The following is a 15,641-nucleotide window of genomic DNA, read 5'->3' on the forward strand; positions in this document are numbered from 1 at the left end:
ACTGGAGTTGTCGATCACCTGACGGGCGGGGCGGTGGTTCGGATGCGTATCGGGCGGCACGATCGGGCGGGCGGAGCGACGAGGCGGAGCGGGGTCGCGGTGGCCGTGGTCGCCGCGGTGCTGCTCCTCGTCGCCGCCTGCAGCAGCGGCGGCAGCAGCAGCGCGTCGTCGAAGGCCAGCAGCTCGCCGTCGTCCGGTCCGAGCGCCTCGGCGTCGCCCAGCGCGAGCGCGTCGCCGTCCGCGAGCGCCTCGGCGTCGTCGGCAGGCTCCCAACCGGCCGACCCGGCCGCCGCGAAGGCCGAGATCACCAAGAACTGGGAGGCCTTCTTCAACGCCAAGACCTCGACGCCCGAGCGGCTCAAGCTGCTCCAGAACGGGCAGGTGCTCGCGCCGGCCATCGGCGTACTCAGCCAGAGCTCCCGGGGCCAGGCGGCCAGCTCCACCGTCACGTCGGTCACCTTCACCAGCGCTTCCACCGCCCGGGTCGGCTACACGATCTCCCTGGGCGGCCGGGTGGTGCTCCCCAACGGCACCGGCGAGTCGGTCCTGGACAACGGCACCTGGAAGGTCGGCACCAAGAGTCTGTGCGGGCTGCTCGCACTGGTCGCGTCCGGAAAGGCGATACCCGGCTGCTGAGCCGCAGGGAGCAATCTTCGCGCGCAGTCGACGTGCCCGCTCGACTATCCGACCGTCGGTCGAGCAGACTGCGGGTATGGGATTCGACCTGAACGGCCTCCTCGACGCCCGCCGGGGGGAGGGGTACGAGCTGCACGGCCGGCACGTCAACCACCAGGTGCCGCGCATGCTGCACGCCATCGGCTTCGACAAGGAGTACGAGCGGGCCGAGGGTGCCTACCTCTGGGACCGGGCCGGAACCCGCTACCTGGACTACCTCGCCGGGTTCGGCGTGTTCGGCGTCGGCCGCAACCACCCGGTGGTCCGGGAGGCGCTCCGCACGGTCATCGACGGCGAGCTCGCCGACATGGTCCAGTTCGACTGCCCGCTGCTCGCGGGCCTGTTCGCCGAACAGCTGCTGGCGAAGGCGCCGGGTCTCGAGCGGGCGTTCTTCTGCAACAGCGGGTCCGAGGCGGTCGAGGCCTCCCTGAAGTACGCCCGGTGCGCCACCGGCCGGGGCCGGATCGTCTACGCCGACCACGCCTACCACGGTCTGACGGCCGGATCGCTGTCGGTCAACGGCGCGGAGGAGTTCCGCGCCGGATTCGCTCCGCTCCTGCCCGACACCCGGATCCCGTTCGGCGATCTCGAGGCACTCGAGCGCGAACTGAAGAAGGGCGACGTCGCGGCGTTCCTGGTCGAACCGGTCCAGGGCAAGGGCGTCTACGTCTCGCCGCCCGGATTCCTCGGCGCCGCACAGCGACTGCTGCACAAATACGGCGCGCTACTCATCTGCGACGAGGTGCAGTGCGGGATCGGCCGCACCGGCCGGTTCTTCGCCTACCAGCATGAAGACGACGTCGAGCCCGACATCGTGACCGTGGCGAAGGCGCTGTCCGGCGGCTTCGTCCCGATCGGCGCGACGCTGACCAAGAAGTGGGTCTTCGAGAAGGTCTACTCCTCACTCGACCGCGTGTTCGTCCACGCCTCAACCTTCGCCGGAAACGCGCTGGCGATGGCGGCGGGGCTGGCCACTCTCGCCGTCATCGAGGACGAGGGCCTCATCGCCAACGCGGAACGCACCGGTCTCGCCCTGCGTACGGGGCTGCAGGCCATGGCGGAACGCTACGAGCTGATCTCCGAGATCCGCGGCCGCGGCCTGATGATCGGTATCGAGTTCGGCAAACCGCGCGGGCTGAAGCTGCGGGGCGGCTGGAACATGCTGCAGGCCGCGCGGCACGGACTGTTCGCGCAGATGGTCGTCGTACCGCTGTTCCAGCGGCACCACATCCTCACCCAGGTCGCGGGCGACCACATCGATGTGATCAAGCTGATCCCGCCACTGATCATCGGTGAGCCGGAGGTGTCGACCTTCCTCGAGTCCTTCGGCGAGCTGATGGACGACGCACACGGTGGCCGCGGACTGATCTGGGACTTCGGCCGCACTCTGGTCAAGCAGGCGCTGATCCGCTGAAAAGGCGCCGGAACTATCGTGAGGTAGGCTAACGACGCTGGCTCGGCGCAGCGCGGCGACCGCTCGGCATCCCCTTCCTCGATCCGCCCGGAGCCGCCCTGATGTTCGGTCGCGCGATCACCCCACGGGTGGCCGTCAGCGTCGTCTTCGTGGCCTCGATGTTCGTCAACATCATGGACGCGACCATCGTCAACGTCGCGCTGCCGACCATCAGCCGCGACTTCCACATCGCGGCGGCGTCCAGCGGGGCGGTGGCCGTCGGCTACCTGGTCAGCCTCGCGATCTTCATCCCGGCATCCGGCTGGGTGGGTGACCGCTTCGGCACCAAGCGGACCGTGCTCTTCGCGCTCGCGGTGTTCACCGGCGCCTCCGCACTGTGCGGGCTGGCGCAGAGCCTCCCCCAGCTGATCGCCTTCCGGGTGCTGCAGGGCGCCGGCGGCGGAATGCTGATCCCGGTCGGGATGGCCATGCTCTACCGGGCCTTCCCGCCGGCCGAGCGCATCCGCGCCTCACGCATCCTCACCATCCCGACCGCGACGGCGCCCGCACTCGGTCCCGTCATCGGCGGACTGCTCGTCGACCAGCTGTCGTGGCGCTGGGTCTTCTACGTCAACGTCCCGATCGGCATCGCGGCGTTCCTCTTCGGGCTCGTCTTTCTTCCCGAGCACCGGGAGAAGATCCCGGGCCGGTTCGACCTGCCCGGGTTCCTGCTGTCCGGCTTCGGTTTCGCGATGTTGATGTACGCGCTGAGCGAGGGGGCGTCCCGCGGCTGGGGGTCGACCGAGATCCTCGCGACCGGTCTGCTCGGGCTGCTGCTCGTCGGCGTACTGGTGCCGGTGGAGCTGCGGGTCTCGCAGCCGATGATCAATCTGCGGCTCTACCGCGACCGGCTCTTCCGCAACACCAACCTGCTCACGATCTGCTCGGCGGCCGGCTTCCTCGGCGCGCTCTACGCATTCCCGCTCCTGCTGCAGGACGGGCTCGGGATGTCGGCGCTGGCGTCCGGCCTGAACACCTTCCCCGAGGCGATCGGGGTGATGACCGCCTCCCAGATCGTGACCCGCATCTATCCGCGGATCGGCCCGCGCCGGTTGCTCACGACCGGGTTCATCGGGGTCCCATTGCTGCTGGTCTCGCTCGGCTTCATCGACGGGACGACCAACCTCTGGCTGGTGCGGTTGGTGATGTTCGTGCTCGGTCTGATGATGGCCACGATCTTCCTGCCGACCCAGGCCGCGTCGCTCGCCACGATTTCCTCGGCCGACACGGGGCGGGGGTCCACGCTCTACAGCGCGGTGCGGCAACTCGGCTCGGCGCTAGGCGTCGCCGTACTCGGCACCGTGATCATCTCGGTGGGCCCGACGACACTGACGCGTTCCGGGCCGGTCCCGAACCTCGCCGCCTACCACGCGGCCTTCTTCGCCGCCGCCGGTCTGGTGTTCGCCGGTCTGGTGTTCGCCCGCGCCGTACGCGACCGGGATGCCGCGGGAACCATGGCACCGCGCCGCACCGACACACCGCCGGCGGAGGGTGCCGGGTCGACTGCCGGGTCGCCGGGCGAGCGCGAGCCGGTGGGTACGCCGGCGGTCGGCGGCCCCGCGGAATGACCGGCAGCGGCCCCGGCGCGATCACCCCGGACGGCTGCGCGGTCGAGGTGTACTCGCTGTTGCCGGCGATGGGCGAGCCGGAGATCATCCACGCCGCGGTCGCGCCCGGCGCCGCCGTCCTCGACCTCGGGTGCGGTGTCGGCCGGATCGCGCACCCCCTCATCGCGCTCGGTCACCCGGTGTTGGCCGTGGACGAGTCACCGCAGATGCTGGCCCGGGTTCGCGACGCGGAGACCGTCCTGTCCGGGATCGCGCAACTCCGCCTCGGCCGTCGGTTCGGCGGCGTCCTCCTGGCGAGCCACCTGGTCAACACCCCCGAACCGGGGGAGCGGCGCGCCCTGCTGGCGACCGGCGCCGCGCACCTCGCCGACGACGGCGTCCTCGTGGCCGAGTGGCACCCACCGGAGTGGTTCGACACCGTCCGCTCGGGCGGCGGGGGGATGGCGGGGCCGGTGCATGCGGCGCTGGCCGGCGTACGCCGCGACGGGGACTTGCTTCGGGCTACGGCGGTCTACGTGGCCGGCGACCAGCGGTGGGAGCAGCCGTTCGTCGCCCGCCGGCTCACCGTGGCTGACCTCGACGGCGAACTCGCCCGCGTCGGGTTGCGGTTCGACGCTTGGTGCTCACCCGATCACTCTTGGCTCACCGCCGTCCCCGCCTGAGGCCGGACCGCCGCTGCCGGCGGACAAAACCCACTACTAGTGGGTTTTGGTCCACGACACGCCGATCGGGCTGTCCAAAACCCACTAGTAGTGGGTTTTGTCCACGAGGGGGCGAGATCGGCATCACACCGAAATTGGTTGCCGATAGCGAAGCACAGGTGGATGCTGGACGCGAGCAAGTAGTTGCATGAGTCAGTTAAGGAGTACGTCGAGCTCATGTCGATCTCCGAACAGCTCCGGGATATCACCGAGAGCATGGCGAGCGAACGGTCGGACGCCCCCTGCGCGGGGCAGGTCGGCCGGGCGCTCTCCCGCCTGTTCCGGGTGGCCGGAAAGGCGAAGGGACAGATGTTCCACAGCGGCGGGCAGCTCGAGGGGGTGGACTGGTCGGCGTTCGCCGTACTCGTCCCGCTGGTCGAGTCCGGCCCGCAGCGCTCCAGTGCACTCGCCGACGCGGCGCACGTCGACCCGTCCCGGGTGAGCCGGCTCGTCAGTCACCTCGTCGAGATCGGGCTGATCGAACGTCGGGCCGACCCGGCCGACGGCCGGGCCTGCATCCTGGCCGCCACCGACGAGGGCGTCCGCACCTGTACCCGGCTGCGCGAGATCCGGGACGGGTTCCTCACCGAACTCGTCGCCGACTGGTCTCCGCAGGACCGCACGCAACTCGCCGTGCTCCTCGACCGGCTCGCCGGCGAACTCGAAACTGCGGTGCACGCCGCCGACAAGAGGGGGCCCGCGGCGCTCCGCGACACCACAACTTCCGCAGGAACTTCCGCAGCGACTACCGCAGCGACTTCCGCAGCACCTCGACCTCACATGGAGACCAGATGAGTGGGACCACCGCCGAAAGCCCGGCGGGAGCGGGATCGACGGCACCGGCGGCCCAAGCGGGCCACGCCCCGTCGGCCGGAGGGTTCACCCACCGTCAGATCCTGACGATTCTCGCCGGGCTGATGATGGGGATGTTCCTCGCCGCCCTCGACCAGACGATCGTGGCGTCGGCGATCAGGACGATCGGCGACGACCTGCACGGTCTGAGCGTCCAGGCGTGGGTGACCACGGCCTACCTGATCACCGCGACGATCTCGACGCCGCTCTACGGCAAGCTGTCCGACATCTACGGCCGCAAGCCGCTCTTCCTCATCGCGATCACGCTGTTCCTGATCGGCTCGGCCGCATCCGCCTTCTCGACGTCGATGTACATGCTGGCGGCGTTCCGCGCCTTCCAGGGCCTCGGCGCCGGCGGTCTGTTCTCGATGGCACTGGCGATCCTCGGCGACATCGTCGCCCCGCGCGAACGGGCCCGCTACCAGGGCTATTTCCTCGCTGTCTTCGGTACGTCGAGCGTGATCGGCCCGGTGATCGGTGGCTTCTTCGCCGGCACCGCGTCGATCCTCACGATCTCCGGCTGGCGCTGGGTGTTCCTCGTCAACGTGCCGATCGGCCTCGTCGCACTGTTCGTGGTGTGGCACACGCTGAACATCCCGCACGTCCGGCGTGAGCACCGCATCGACTGGCGCGGGTCCGTCGCGATCGCCATCGCGCTGGTCCCGATCCTGATCATCGCCGAGCAGGGCCGCACCTGGGGCTGGTCCTCGACGGCCGCGTTCATCTGCTACGCCATCGGTGCGGTCGGGTTGGGTCTGTTCGTGCTGGCGGAGAGCAGGATCGGTGATGACGCGCTGATCCCGTTGCGGTTCTTCCGCAACGGCGTGTTCAGCCTGACGTCCGGGGCGGGGCTCCTCGTCGGTATGGGGATGTTCGGCGGCATCTCGCTGCTGCCGCTGTACTTCCAGATCGTCAAGGGCATGTCACCGACCCAGTCCGGGTTGCTGCTGCTTCCGTTGACCGCCGGGATCATGTCGTCGTCGATCTTCTCCGGCCAACTGATCTCGCGCACCGGCCGATACAAGATCTACCCGGTCGTGGGCTCCGGCCTGATGGTCGTCGGCATGGGGTTGATGCACTTCATCGGCGCCGACACACCGATCTGGCAGACCGGTGTCTACACCGCCATCTTCGGTCTCGGGCTCGGTGGCGTGATGCAGCCCATCACCCTCGCCGTGCAGAACGCGATGCCGCCGCAGGACATCGGGGTGGCCACCTCATCGGCGACGTTCTTCCGCCAGATGGGTGGTGCGCTGGGTACGGCGGTCTTCTTGTCCGTCCTGTTCAGCACCGTCGGTGACAAGATCAAGTCGGCCTACGTCTCGGCCGCCCACACCGCGCCGTTCCAGCAGGCCGTCCACGATCATGGCGTGCTCGCCAATCCGGGCAACCAACCGATCCTGGGGATCCTGAAACACGGTGGTGGGGTCGGCAGTTCGGCCCTCAACGACACCGCGTTCCTCAACCACGCCGACCACCGGCTGGCCGAACCCTTCTTCGTCGGCTTCTCCCAGTCGATGGACCTCGTGTTCATCATCGGTGCCGCGGTGCTCTTCGGAGCCTTCCTGCTGCTGCTGAAGATGAAGGAGGTCCCGCTGCGTACCCAGTCGGCCATCCAGGCGCGAGCCGCGCAGGACGCCGAGTCGGCGGGACGTTCGGAGCCGACCGAGCCGACCGAGCCGACGGCATCGACGGAGTCGCAGCTCGACATCGAGCCGGACGACGACCCGCATCCCGTCGGCGGACATCCCGCCCATGCGGGAGACGGGGTGCCGCCCGCCCCGAACCAGAACGGCGATCGCCCGGTCCCGGTCGGGAGCAACGGCGCGCGTTCTGCCCACCGCACGGCGCTCGCCACACCGGTCGCGACCGGCCCGATCGAGGAGGAGGCGCTCGAGCGGCTGACCGCCGTACTCATGCCCGATCCGGCCGAGGCCGTCACGGCGGTGATGACCGCCGACCGTGCCCGGGCCGAGATGCAACTGCTGCAGTCGCAGCTCGACGGCCGGCGCCGGGAGTACGACGGAGCGCTGCGCAGGCTGCACGAGCTCGGTCTGTCCGACCAGCAGATCAGCCGGATCCTCGGCGAGCCGATGCCGCACGCCGGCCGACACCACCAGGGTGGCGACGGCCCGTCCTGAGGACGCGCATGCTGGACGGGGAGCGAAGGGGGCGTCGTGCTGGCATGGGTGGTGGACCGACCGGGCCCGATCTCGGCCGGTCCACTGCGCCGTGTCGACCGACCCGTCCCTGACCCGGGCCTCGGCGAGGTCCGGGTCAGGGTGCTCGCCTGTGGCGTATGCCGGACCGACCTGCACCTGGCCGAGGGCGACCTCCCGGTCCATCGGCCGCAGACGTCACCCGGCCACGAGGTAGTCGGGCGGGTCGACGCCCTCGGCGCCGGTGCCTCCCGGTTCGCCGTGGGCGACCGGATCGGCATCGCCTGGCTGCGGGGGACCTGCGGACGCTGCCGCTACTGCCGTCGGGGCGCGGAGAACCTCTGTCCCTACGCGACATTCACCGGCTGGGACGCCGACGGCGGGTACGCCGAATACGCCACTGTCGCCGAGGGCTACGCCTACCGGCTGCCCGAGCGGTTCTCCGACGCCGAGGCGGCGCCACTGCTGTGCGCCGGCATCGTCGGCTACCGGGCTCTGCTCCGCGCACAGCTGCCCGCCGGCGGCCGGTTGGGCATCTACGGGTTCGGCGCGTCGGCCCACATCGCCGCACAGGTCGCGATTGCGCAGGGTGCGGAGGTGCACGTCCTGACCCGCGGCGACGAGGCCCGCAAGCTGGCGACGTCGCTCGGCGCGGCGTCGGTCGGCGGGGCTTACGACGAGCCGCCCGAGCCGCTCGACGCCGCGGTGCTGTTCGCGCCGGTCGGCGAGCTCGTCCCGGTCGCCCTCGCGGCGCTCGACCGGGGTGGCACGTTGTCCATCGCCGGCATTCACCTCACCGACATCCCGCCGCTGAACTACGAACACCATCTCTTCTACGAGCGCACCGTGCAGAGCGTGACCGCCAACACCCGGGCCGACGGCGAAGACTTCCTCCGGCTGGCGGATCGCCTCGGCGTCACGGTCTCCGTCACGCCGTTTCCGCTCGACCAGGCCGATACGGCGCTGCAGACCCTGGCCTCCGGTGGGATGCGGGGCGCCGGCGTGCTGTTGCCGGCCTGACCCGACGAATTGGTCTCATCGATCGCCGAGTCTTGCCGCCGCGTCGAGCGGTGATGTATCACGCTGTCAGTGCGCACTCTCTCTTCGAATGAGCCGGTCTGCCGCCGGCAGGGCTGGCGGTCGTAACCCGAGGGGGACCCCATGCCAGCTGCCAACCTTGTCCCGCTGCCGAACAGTGAGCGTGCCCCTGTCGCGGGCGCCCGCCGAGTCGGCGACGCCGATCCCGCGGAGAAGCTGCTCGTCAGCGTGGTCGTGCGACCGCGTGCGGCGGATGCCGCACCACCGGCCGTGCCGCCCTCGGAAAACGGCGGTAACGACCCCGTCCGCCGCCGCCGCGAGCGCCGGGCCCAGCTGGCGGCGACGACCGGCGCCGATCCCGCCGACCTCCGCGCGATCGCCGACTTCGCGGCCGCGCACCACCTCCACGTCGAGAACAGCGACGCCGCCCGCCGCACGGTGACCCTCTCCGGCACCGTCGGAGCGGTGGGCGACGCATTCGGGGTGGACCTCGGGCGTTATCAGGCGGGAGACCTCACCTATCGCGGTCGGGAGGGCCACGTCCACGTGCCGGCCGAGCTCGCCGACCGCGTCGTCGCCGTACTCGGCCTGGACGACCGCCCGCAGGCCCATTCGCGCTTCAAGCGGGGCGACGCGCTGCCCGAAGATCAGCTGCCGGAGCCGGACCGGGATGCGTTCGCCCTCCTCGGTCGCGCGGAGGCCCGCGCCCACCGCGCGAGCCGCGCCGCGAAGCCCGTCCCGCTGTGGGCCACGCAGGTGGCCCAGCTCTACAACTTCCCGACAGCTGTCAACGGCACCCACGAGACGATCGGCATCATCGAGCTCGGTGGCGGATTCCGGCCGGACGAGCTGACGAAGTACTTCGCGAAGGCAGGCGTCCCGGAGCCTACGGTCGTCGCGGTCGCCGTCGACACGGGCAAGAACACCCCGGGCGGCGACGCCGACGGCGAAGTGCTCCTCGACATCGAGGTCGCCGGGACGGTCGCTCCCGGAGCCGACATCGTCGTCTACTTCGCCGACCCGAGCGACCGCGGATTCCTCGACGCCATCACCACCGCCGTGCACGACCAGACCTACGCGCCGTCGGTGATCTCGATCAGCTGGGGTGCGCCGGAATCCGGCTGGACCGCGCAGGGCATGCAGGCCTTCGACCAGGCGTTCGCCGACGCGTCGGCGCTGGGCGTGACCGTGCTGGCCGCCGCGGGGGACCACGGCGCCGGTGACGGGGCCAAGGACGGCATGGTGCACGCCGACTTCCCGGCGTCGAGTCCGCACGTGGTCGGTTGCGGTGGCACCACCCTGGTCGGCGCCGACGGCACGATCGTCAGCGAGGTCGTCTGGAACGACGAGGACGGATGGGCCGGCGGCGGCGGCATCAGCGACGCCTTCCCGGTCCCGCCCTACCAGACGGGCATGCGGCTCCCGACGTCGCTCAACCCGGGTGGTCGGGTCGGCCGCGGCGTACCCGACGTCGCCGGCAACGCCGACATCACCAGCGGGTTCATCGTCCTCGCCGACGGCCAGTGGGGTCCGGTCGGCGGCACCAGCGCCGTCGCGCCGCTCTATGCCGGACTGGTGGCCCTGCTCAACCAGGCACTGGGAGCGCCGGTCGGAGAGCTGTTGCCGCAGCTGTACGCCGTCCCCGCGGACGAGCGGACCGACGTGTTCCGCAACATCACCAGCGGTGACAACGCCACTCCGGAGACCGCCGACTTCGGCCCGGCCGCGCCGGGATACAAGGCCGGACGAGGTCGCTGGGATGCGTGTACCGGACTCGGCAGCCTGAACGGCACCGGACTGCTCACCGCCCTGCAGAACGCCGGGAAGACCGCCGCCCCGGCCTGACGGGTCGGGCGGCCGGGCGGGCCGGAACGTATCCTGCTCCTACCGATGGACCACGCCGACCCTGATCACCCGCTCGGCCCGCACCGCCGACGGCGGAGGCGGGCCGGTTGGGTGATCGTCATCTCGATCGCGGTGGCGGTCATGGTGACCGCGACGGCGGCTTTCGCGGTGGCCGTCCACTCCCGACACCCGGTACGCCGCGCATCTTCCAGCCATGCGCCGACCGCGCCACCGCGGTGGACTGTCGTCGGCCTCGGCGACTCGGTGCCCCGCGCCGCCGGCTGCGCGTGCACGAGCTTCGTCACCCTCTACGGCGAGCGGATCGCCCGTGACACCGGCGCTCACGTCACCGTGCACAACCTCGGCGTCAACGGCCAGACCAGTGGCGGCCTGCGGGCGGCATTGGCCGGCACCGGGGCGGAGGCGGCGACGGTCCGACGCGCCTCTGTAGTGACCCTGACCATCGGCGCCAACGACTTCAACTACGCACTGTCGACCCTGCAGCGCGGCCGGTGCGGCGGCGCCGACGGACTGGACTGCTTCGGCGCAACCGTCGCGACGGTCCAGCGCAACGTGCGCGCCATCATCGAACGCATCAAGACGCTGCGCGCGGGCCGGCCGATCGCCATCCGGGTCACGGGATACTGGAACGTGTTTCAGGACGGCGCGGTGGCGACCGGAGTCGGCGGGCCGGCGTTCTTGCGCGGGAGCGACCTGCTCACCCGGCAGGTCAACGCCGTCATCAAGAAGGACGCCGTGGCCGAACACGTCGCTTATGTCGACATCTACACGCCGTTCAAGGGCAAGGACGGCGATATCGACGACACCGCGCTGCTGGCCCCCGACGGCGACCATCCCAGCCAGGCCGGCCACCGGGTCATCGCGAAAGCCCTGGCGGCCGCCGGTTATTCACCGCTCGACTGACCCGCGGCGCTCCCGTTCGTCGGCCGTCCGCAGTGATGTGCGACAACCGCTGACACGGGCCGCCGCAAGCTGTCACGATCACAAGAGGTGACCGCGGCAGTGCGCCATGCGGGTGAACGGGCCGCCGCGCCACCGTCGGGGGGAAGCGCTCATGCCAAAGATCCGTCATGGGCTGGCCGTGCTGGCCGGGCTGATCCTGGTCACGGCCTGCGCATCGACGGTCAGCGGGCAGGCAGAGGTCGCTCCGCAGAGCAAGACCCCTGCCACCAGCCGACCTGCGCCGCACACCTCGAAACCGTCGCCGACCCCGTCGCCCACGCCGTCCCCGACCCCGTCGCCGGTCGCCGCCAGCGAGGTACCCACCACGCAGGCCCCGGCTCCGCCGCCCGCGGCCGGGGCGCCGGCATCGTGCCCGGACGGGACCTGCGCCGAGTTGTCGCATTCGCTCGAGAAGGACGGCTATCAGATCGTGCTGCGGCAGGGTACCGGCGGATCGACCACCTCGAGTGCGATCGTGGAACTGCTCTCGGGCGGAAGCCCGGTGCAGTGGGCGGCCCTGCCGTTCGCGTACCAACCGCACATGGAGTGCTCGACGCAGACCGAGCACCTGCACTGCGTCGTAATCTCGGGCACCGGAGCGCATAGTTCGCAGGCTCAGCTCTATCTCGTGGTCGACGGGGCGTTCCTCGAGCCGCCGATCGTGACCAGCGACACCACGGAGATCATGGCGACGGATCTCGACGGAGACGGTGACCTCGACCTGCAGGTTCCGGTCAACAACTACACGCCTGACTACGCCACCGGCGGGAACTACTGGGAGACGCTGATCCTGCAGAACAAGCAGTACGTGCGCACCGGCTGCACCGAGACCATCTACGGCCGCGCCGTCCCCCCGCCGAACTCGATCGTGTCCGGCGTCTGCCCGCAGTGAGCTGCGGCAGAATCTGGGCATGATCGATGCGGTGATCTTCGACCTCGACGGCGTGCTGGTCGACTCGGAGTCGCTCTGGGATCAGTCCCGGCGCGAGGTCGTCGAGGAGACGGGCGGCCGGTGGCTGCCCGATGCCACCGAGGCAATGCTCGGCATGAGTTCGACCGAATGGTCGGCCTTCCTGCACGACCGGCTGGGAGTGCCGCTTCCGCCCGACGAGATCAGCGACACGGTGGTCGAGCGGGTGCTTGCGCACTACCGCGAGCGGCTGCCCCTCGTGCCCGGCGCCGTAGCGGCGGTCAGGAGAATGGCCGAGCGCGCGAGGTTGGGCCTGGCCTCGTCCGCCAACCGCCCGGTCATCGACGCCGCCCTCGCTTTGGCCGAGGTGGACAACCTGTTCGAGGTCACCGTCTCCTCCGAGGAGGTCGCCCGTGGGAAGCCCGCGCCGGATGTCTACCTCGAGGCGGCGCGGCGGATGGCCGTATCCCCGGCGGTGTGCGCCGTGATCGAGGACTCCGCCAACGGCATCCGTTCGGGCCTCGCCGCGGGAATGACCGTGGTCGCCATCCCCAACCCGCATTTCGCGCCGCCACCCGAACTCCTGCGATCGGCGGCGGCCGTGCTGTCCACCATCGACGACCTGACGCCTGAGGTGCTCACATGACCAGCGATCCGGCCCGGGCCGGCGACCACCGTCTGCCGAGATACCACGTCCGACCGCGGACCGGGTATGTGAACGACCCGAACGGCCCGCTGTACGTCGATTCGCGGTGGCACCTCTACTTCCAGTACACCCACGACACTCCTCGGCGGGGGGCTGTCGTGTGGGGCCACGCCAGCAGCGCCGACCTCGTCAGGTGGCGACTGCACAGACCTGCGATGAGTCCAGATCCGAGCGGTGCGGACCGGGACGGCTGCTGGTCGGGAAACACGGTGCTCATCGACGGCGAGGTCACGGCCTTCTACTCCGGATACCGGCGTGAGCACCCTTACCAGTCGGTGCTCTCCGCGACGTCGGTCGACGGCGGGAACTCGTTCGGTCCCCCTCGTCAGGTGGTGGCCGACCCGGATCCGTCCGACGGTGTCGTCGTGTTTCGCGACCCGTTCGTCTGGCGTGAGGCCGGAGTCTGGTTGATGGTGGTCGGCGCCGGTGACGCGGCGGATCGGGCGTCGGCCCGCCTCTACGAGTCCGCCGACCTCCAGTCCTGGAAATATCGCGGACCATTCGCCGAGCTTCCCCGGACCCGCTCGGACGACCTGGACTCCGGCCAGATGTGGGAGTGCCCGCAGTTCATCGCATTCGGCCAGCGCGGCTGTCTGCTCGTCGCGGCGTACGACGTGTCGGGCGGGATCATGCACGTCCTGGCCGTGACGGGCGAACGCGACGAGTTCCGCCTCCGCGACACCACGCTGAGTCGGGTGGACGACGGGAGCAACTTCTACGCCGCGTCGGCGTTGCGGGAGAGCGACGTCGGCCCGGTCATCTGGGGTTGGGCGACGGAAGGCAGGTCCGCGGACTGGGCGGCCGAGGATGACTGGTCCGGAATGCTGACTCTTCCCCGGTCGGTCAGTCTGACCGACGACGGCCGGTTGGCGAGCGCTCCGCTGCCCGGTCTTACCTCCCTGCGTGAAGCAGCGGCGGGTGCTCGGACGGGGACGGACGAGGGGCGCCGCACCTTCCGCGGACTGCCTGCCCAGTTCGAGGCGGAACTTCTGCTCGCCGCTCACCGCGGCACAGACCTCGAGCCGACCCGATTGTCGCTGCGTTGCGGGCCAGAAGAACGCCTCGACGTGGCGGCGGACTGGCGAACCGGTCGCGTGACGGTCGACCGCGACCGTGCCAGCCGGGATCCGCGCGCCCACGGCGGCAGCTACAGCTTCGACGAGCCGCAGATTTCCGCCTCGGGAACTCTGGCGCTCCGGTGGTTCGTCGACGGTTCCATCAGCGAGCTCTTCACCGGGTCCGGCCGCTGCTCGACCGTGCGGTTCTATCCGACGTCGCCGCCACCGTGGGATCTCGAACTCTCCGGCCTCACCTCCGACGATTCGGTCGAGGTCTGGCCGCTCTCGGCGGCAGTAGCCACAGGCTGAGGTTAGACGTCGACGTAGGCCGCAAGGTGTTCGCCGGTGAGGGTGGAGCGGGCGGCGACGAGGTCGGCGGGTGTGCCCTCGAACATGATCCGACCGCCGTCGTGTCCGGCGCCGGGGCCGAGGTCGATGATCCAGTCGGCGTGCGCCATGACGGCCTGGTGGTGCGCAATGACGATGGCCGACCTGCCGGAGTCGACCAGCCGGTCGATAAGCCCGAGCAGGTGTTCGACGTCGGCGAGGTGCAGGCCGGCGGTCGGCTCGTCGAGGACGAAGACGCCGCCCTTCTCGGCGAGATGGGTGGCCAGCTTGAGCCGCTGCCGCTCACCGCCGGACAGGGTCGTGAGCGGCTGGCCGAGGCTGAGGTAGCCGAGCCCGACGTCGGCGAGGCGGTCGAGGATCTTGTGCGCCGCCGGGACCCGCGCCTCGCCGTCGCCGAAGAACTCCTCGGCCTCGGTCACCGACATCGCGAGCACCTCGGCGATGGTGCGCCCGCCGAGGTGGTACTCCAGCACCGAGGCCTGGAACCGCTTCCCCTCGCACTCCTCGCAGGTGGACTCGACGGTGGCCATGACGCCCAGGTCGGTGTAGATGACGCCGGCGCCGTGGCACGTGGGACAGGCGCCCTCCGAGTTGGAGCTGAACAGCGCCGGCTTCACGCCGTTGGCCTTCGCGAACGCCGTGCGGATCGGGTCGAGCAGTCCGGTATAGGTGGCCGGGTTGCTCCGCCGTGACCCGCGGATCGCCACCTGGTCGATGAGCACCACGTCGTCGCGGCCGGCGACCGAGCCCTGGATCAGCGAGCTCTTGCCGGACCCGGCGACGCCGGTGAGCACGCAGAGCACACCGAGGGGGAGGTCGACGTCGACGTCCTTCAGGTTGTGGGTGTCGGCGCCGCGGACCTCCAGCGCACCGGACGCGGTGCGCACCGTGTCCTTGAGGCGCGCCCGGTCGTCGAGGTGGCGGCCGGTCGTCGTGCCGCTGGACCGCAGCTGTTCGACGGTCCCCTCGAACACCACGTCGCCACCGGCGGTGCCGGCCCCGGGGCCGAGGTCGACGACGTGGTCGGCGATCTCGATCACCTCGGGCTTGTGCTCGATGACCAGCACGGTGTTGCCCTTGTCCCGCAGCTGGAGCAGCAAGCCGTTCATCCGCTGGATGTCGTGGGGGTGCAGCCCGATCGTCGGCTCGTCGAACACGTAGGTGACATCGGTGAGCGAGGACCCGAGATGACGGATCATCTTGGTGCGCTGCGCCTCACCACTGGACAGCGTTCCCGACGGCCGGTCGAGGGACAGGTAGCCCAACCCGATTTCGGCGAACGAGTCGAGCAGGTGCCGCAGCCCGGTGAGCAGCGGGGCCACCGACGGCTCGTGGAGATCCCGGACCCACTCGGCCAGGTCGCTG

At 70.4% G+C, this 15,641-nt stretch carries 13 protein-coding genes; 12 read left to right on the forward strand and 1 reads right to left on the reverse strand.

Going from position 1 to position 15,641, the window contains the following annotated elements:
- The 12 genes from VGH85_13475 to VGH85_13530 all read left to right on the forward strand — a co-directional run.
- Positions 1 to 636: hypothetical protein (locus VGH85_13475; GenBank protein HEY2174812.1), on the forward strand; the 636-nt coding region annotated here is incomplete at its 5' end.
- Positions 637 to 712: 76 nt separating this feature from the next.
- Positions 713 to 2,089 carry an aspartate aminotransferase family protein gene (locus tag VGH85_13480; GenBank protein HEY2174813.1) on the forward strand — a complete coding sequence of 459 codons (1,377 nt, stop codon included), beginning with the start codon at positions 713 to 715 and terminating at the stop codon, positions 2,087 to 2,089.
- Between the two features lie 101 nt (positions 2,090 to 2,190).
- Positions 2,191 to 3,696 carry an MDR family MFS transporter gene (locus tag VGH85_13485; protein HEY2174814.1) on the forward strand — a complete coding sequence of 502 codons (1,506 nt, stop codon included), beginning with the start codon at positions 2,191 to 2,193 and terminating at the stop codon, positions 3,694 to 3,696.
- Positions 3,693 to 4,358, forward strand: a complete 666-nt coding sequence (locus VGH85_13490) for a class I SAM-dependent methyltransferase (protein ID HEY2174815.1) — start codon at positions 3,693 to 3,695, stop codon at positions 4,356 to 4,358. The genes VGH85_13485 and VGH85_13490 overlap by 4 nt, the downstream gene beginning before the upstream one ends.
- A 216-nt stretch (positions 4,359 to 4,574) precedes the next feature.
- Entirely contained in the window at positions 4,575 to 5,192 is a 618-nt protein-coding gene (locus VGH85_13495; GenBank protein ID HEY2174816.1) for a MarR family transcriptional regulator, read from the forward strand.
- Between the two features lie 122 nt (positions 5,193 to 5,314).
- Complete coding sequence (locus tag VGH85_13500; protein HEY2174817.1) at positions 5,315 to 7,390, forward strand: MFS transporter; 2,076 nt, start codon at positions 5,315 to 5,317, stop codon at positions 7,388 to 7,390.
- A 36-nt stretch (positions 7,391 to 7,426) separates the two neighbouring features.
- Entirely contained in the window at positions 7,427 to 8,428 is a 1,002-nt protein-coding gene (locus VGH85_13505) for a zinc-dependent alcohol dehydrogenase family protein (GenBank protein ID HEY2174818.1), read from the forward strand.
- A 141-nt stretch (positions 8,429 to 8,569) separates the two neighbouring features.
- Positions 8,570 to 10,291, forward strand: coding sequence for a S53 family peptidase (locus VGH85_13510; protein ID HEY2174819.1), 1,722 nt, complete (start codon positions 8,570 to 8,572; stop codon positions 10,289 to 10,291).
- Between the two features lie 45 nt (positions 10,292 to 10,336).
- Positions 10,337 to 11,215, forward strand: a complete 879-nt coding sequence (locus VGH85_13515; protein HEY2174820.1) for an SGNH/GDSL hydrolase family protein — start codon at positions 10,337 to 10,339, stop codon at positions 11,213 to 11,215.
- A 151-nt stretch (positions 11,216 to 11,366) separates the two neighbouring features.
- Entirely contained in the window at positions 11,367 to 12,146 is a 780-nt protein-coding gene (locus VGH85_13520; GenBank protein ID HEY2174821.1) for a hypothetical protein, read from the forward strand.
- A gap of 19 nt (positions 12,147 to 12,165) precedes the next feature.
- Positions 12,166 to 12,810 carry an HAD family phosphatase gene (locus tag VGH85_13525; GenBank protein ID HEY2174822.1) on the forward strand — a complete coding sequence of 215 codons (645 nt, stop codon included), beginning with the start codon at positions 12,166 to 12,168 and terminating at the stop codon, positions 12,808 to 12,810.
- A complete protein-coding gene (locus VGH85_13530) occupies positions 12,807 to 14,237 on the forward strand; it encodes a glycoside hydrolase family 32 protein (GenBank protein ID HEY2174823.1) in 1,431 nt (476 codons plus the stop codon). The genes VGH85_13525 and VGH85_13530 overlap by 4 nt, the downstream gene beginning before the upstream one ends.
- A 2-nt stretch (positions 14,238 to 14,239) precedes the next feature.
- Here VGH85_13530 and VGH85_13535 read toward each other — a convergent pair.
- A partial coding sequence (locus VGH85_13535) for an ATP-binding cassette domain-containing protein (protein ID HEY2174824.1) occupies positions 14,240 to 15,641 on the reverse strand: 1,402 nt, incomplete at its 5' end.

The sequence above is a fragment of the Mycobacteriales bacterium genome (genome assembly GCA_036497565.1).
Taxonomy (GTDB): Bacteria; Actinomycetota; Actinomycetes; order Mycobacteriales; family QHCD01; genus DASXJE01.

What these genes read in the sequence shown, in the direction of transcription:
- VGH85_13525 (HEY2174822.1), top strand. Translation starts at nt 12,166, where the DNA reads ATGATCGATGCGGTGATCTTCGACCTCGACGGCGTGCTGGTCGACTCG.
- VGH85_13495 (HEY2174816.1), top strand. Translation starts at nt 4,575, where the DNA reads ATGTCGATCTCCGAACAGCTCCGGGATATCACCGAGAGCATGGCGAGC.
- VGH85_13490 (HEY2174815.1), top strand. Translation starts at nt 3,693, where the DNA reads ATGACCGGCAGCGGCCCCGGCGCGATCACCCCGGACGGCTGCGCGGTC.
- VGH85_13530 (HEY2174823.1), top strand. Translation starts at nt 12,807, where the DNA reads ATGACCAGCGATCCGGCCCGGGCCGGCGACCACCGTCTGCCGAGATAC.
- VGH85_13485 (HEY2174814.1), top strand. Translation starts at nt 2,191, where the DNA reads ATGTTCGGTCGCGCGATCACCCCACGGGTGGCCGTCAGCGTCGTCTTC.
- VGH85_13510 (HEY2174819.1), top strand. Translation starts at nt 8,570, where the DNA reads ATGCCAGCTGCCAACCTTGTCCCGCTGCCGAACAGTGAGCGTGCCCCT.
- VGH85_13500 (HEY2174817.1), top strand. Translation starts at nt 5,315, where the DNA reads ATGATGGGGATGTTCCTCGCCGCCCTCGACCAGACGATCGTGGCGTCG.
- VGH85_13480 (HEY2174813.1), top strand. Translation starts at nt 713, where the DNA reads ATGGGATTCGACCTGAACGGCCTCCTCGACGCCCGCCGGGGGGAGGGG.
- VGH85_13515 (HEY2174820.1), top strand. Translation starts at nt 10,337, where the DNA reads ATGGACCACGCCGACCCTGATCACCCGCTCGGCCCGCACCGCCGACGG.
- VGH85_13520 (HEY2174821.1), top strand. Translation starts at nt 11,367, where the DNA reads ATGCCAAAGATCCGTCATGGGCTGGCCGTGCTGGCCGGGCTGATCCTG.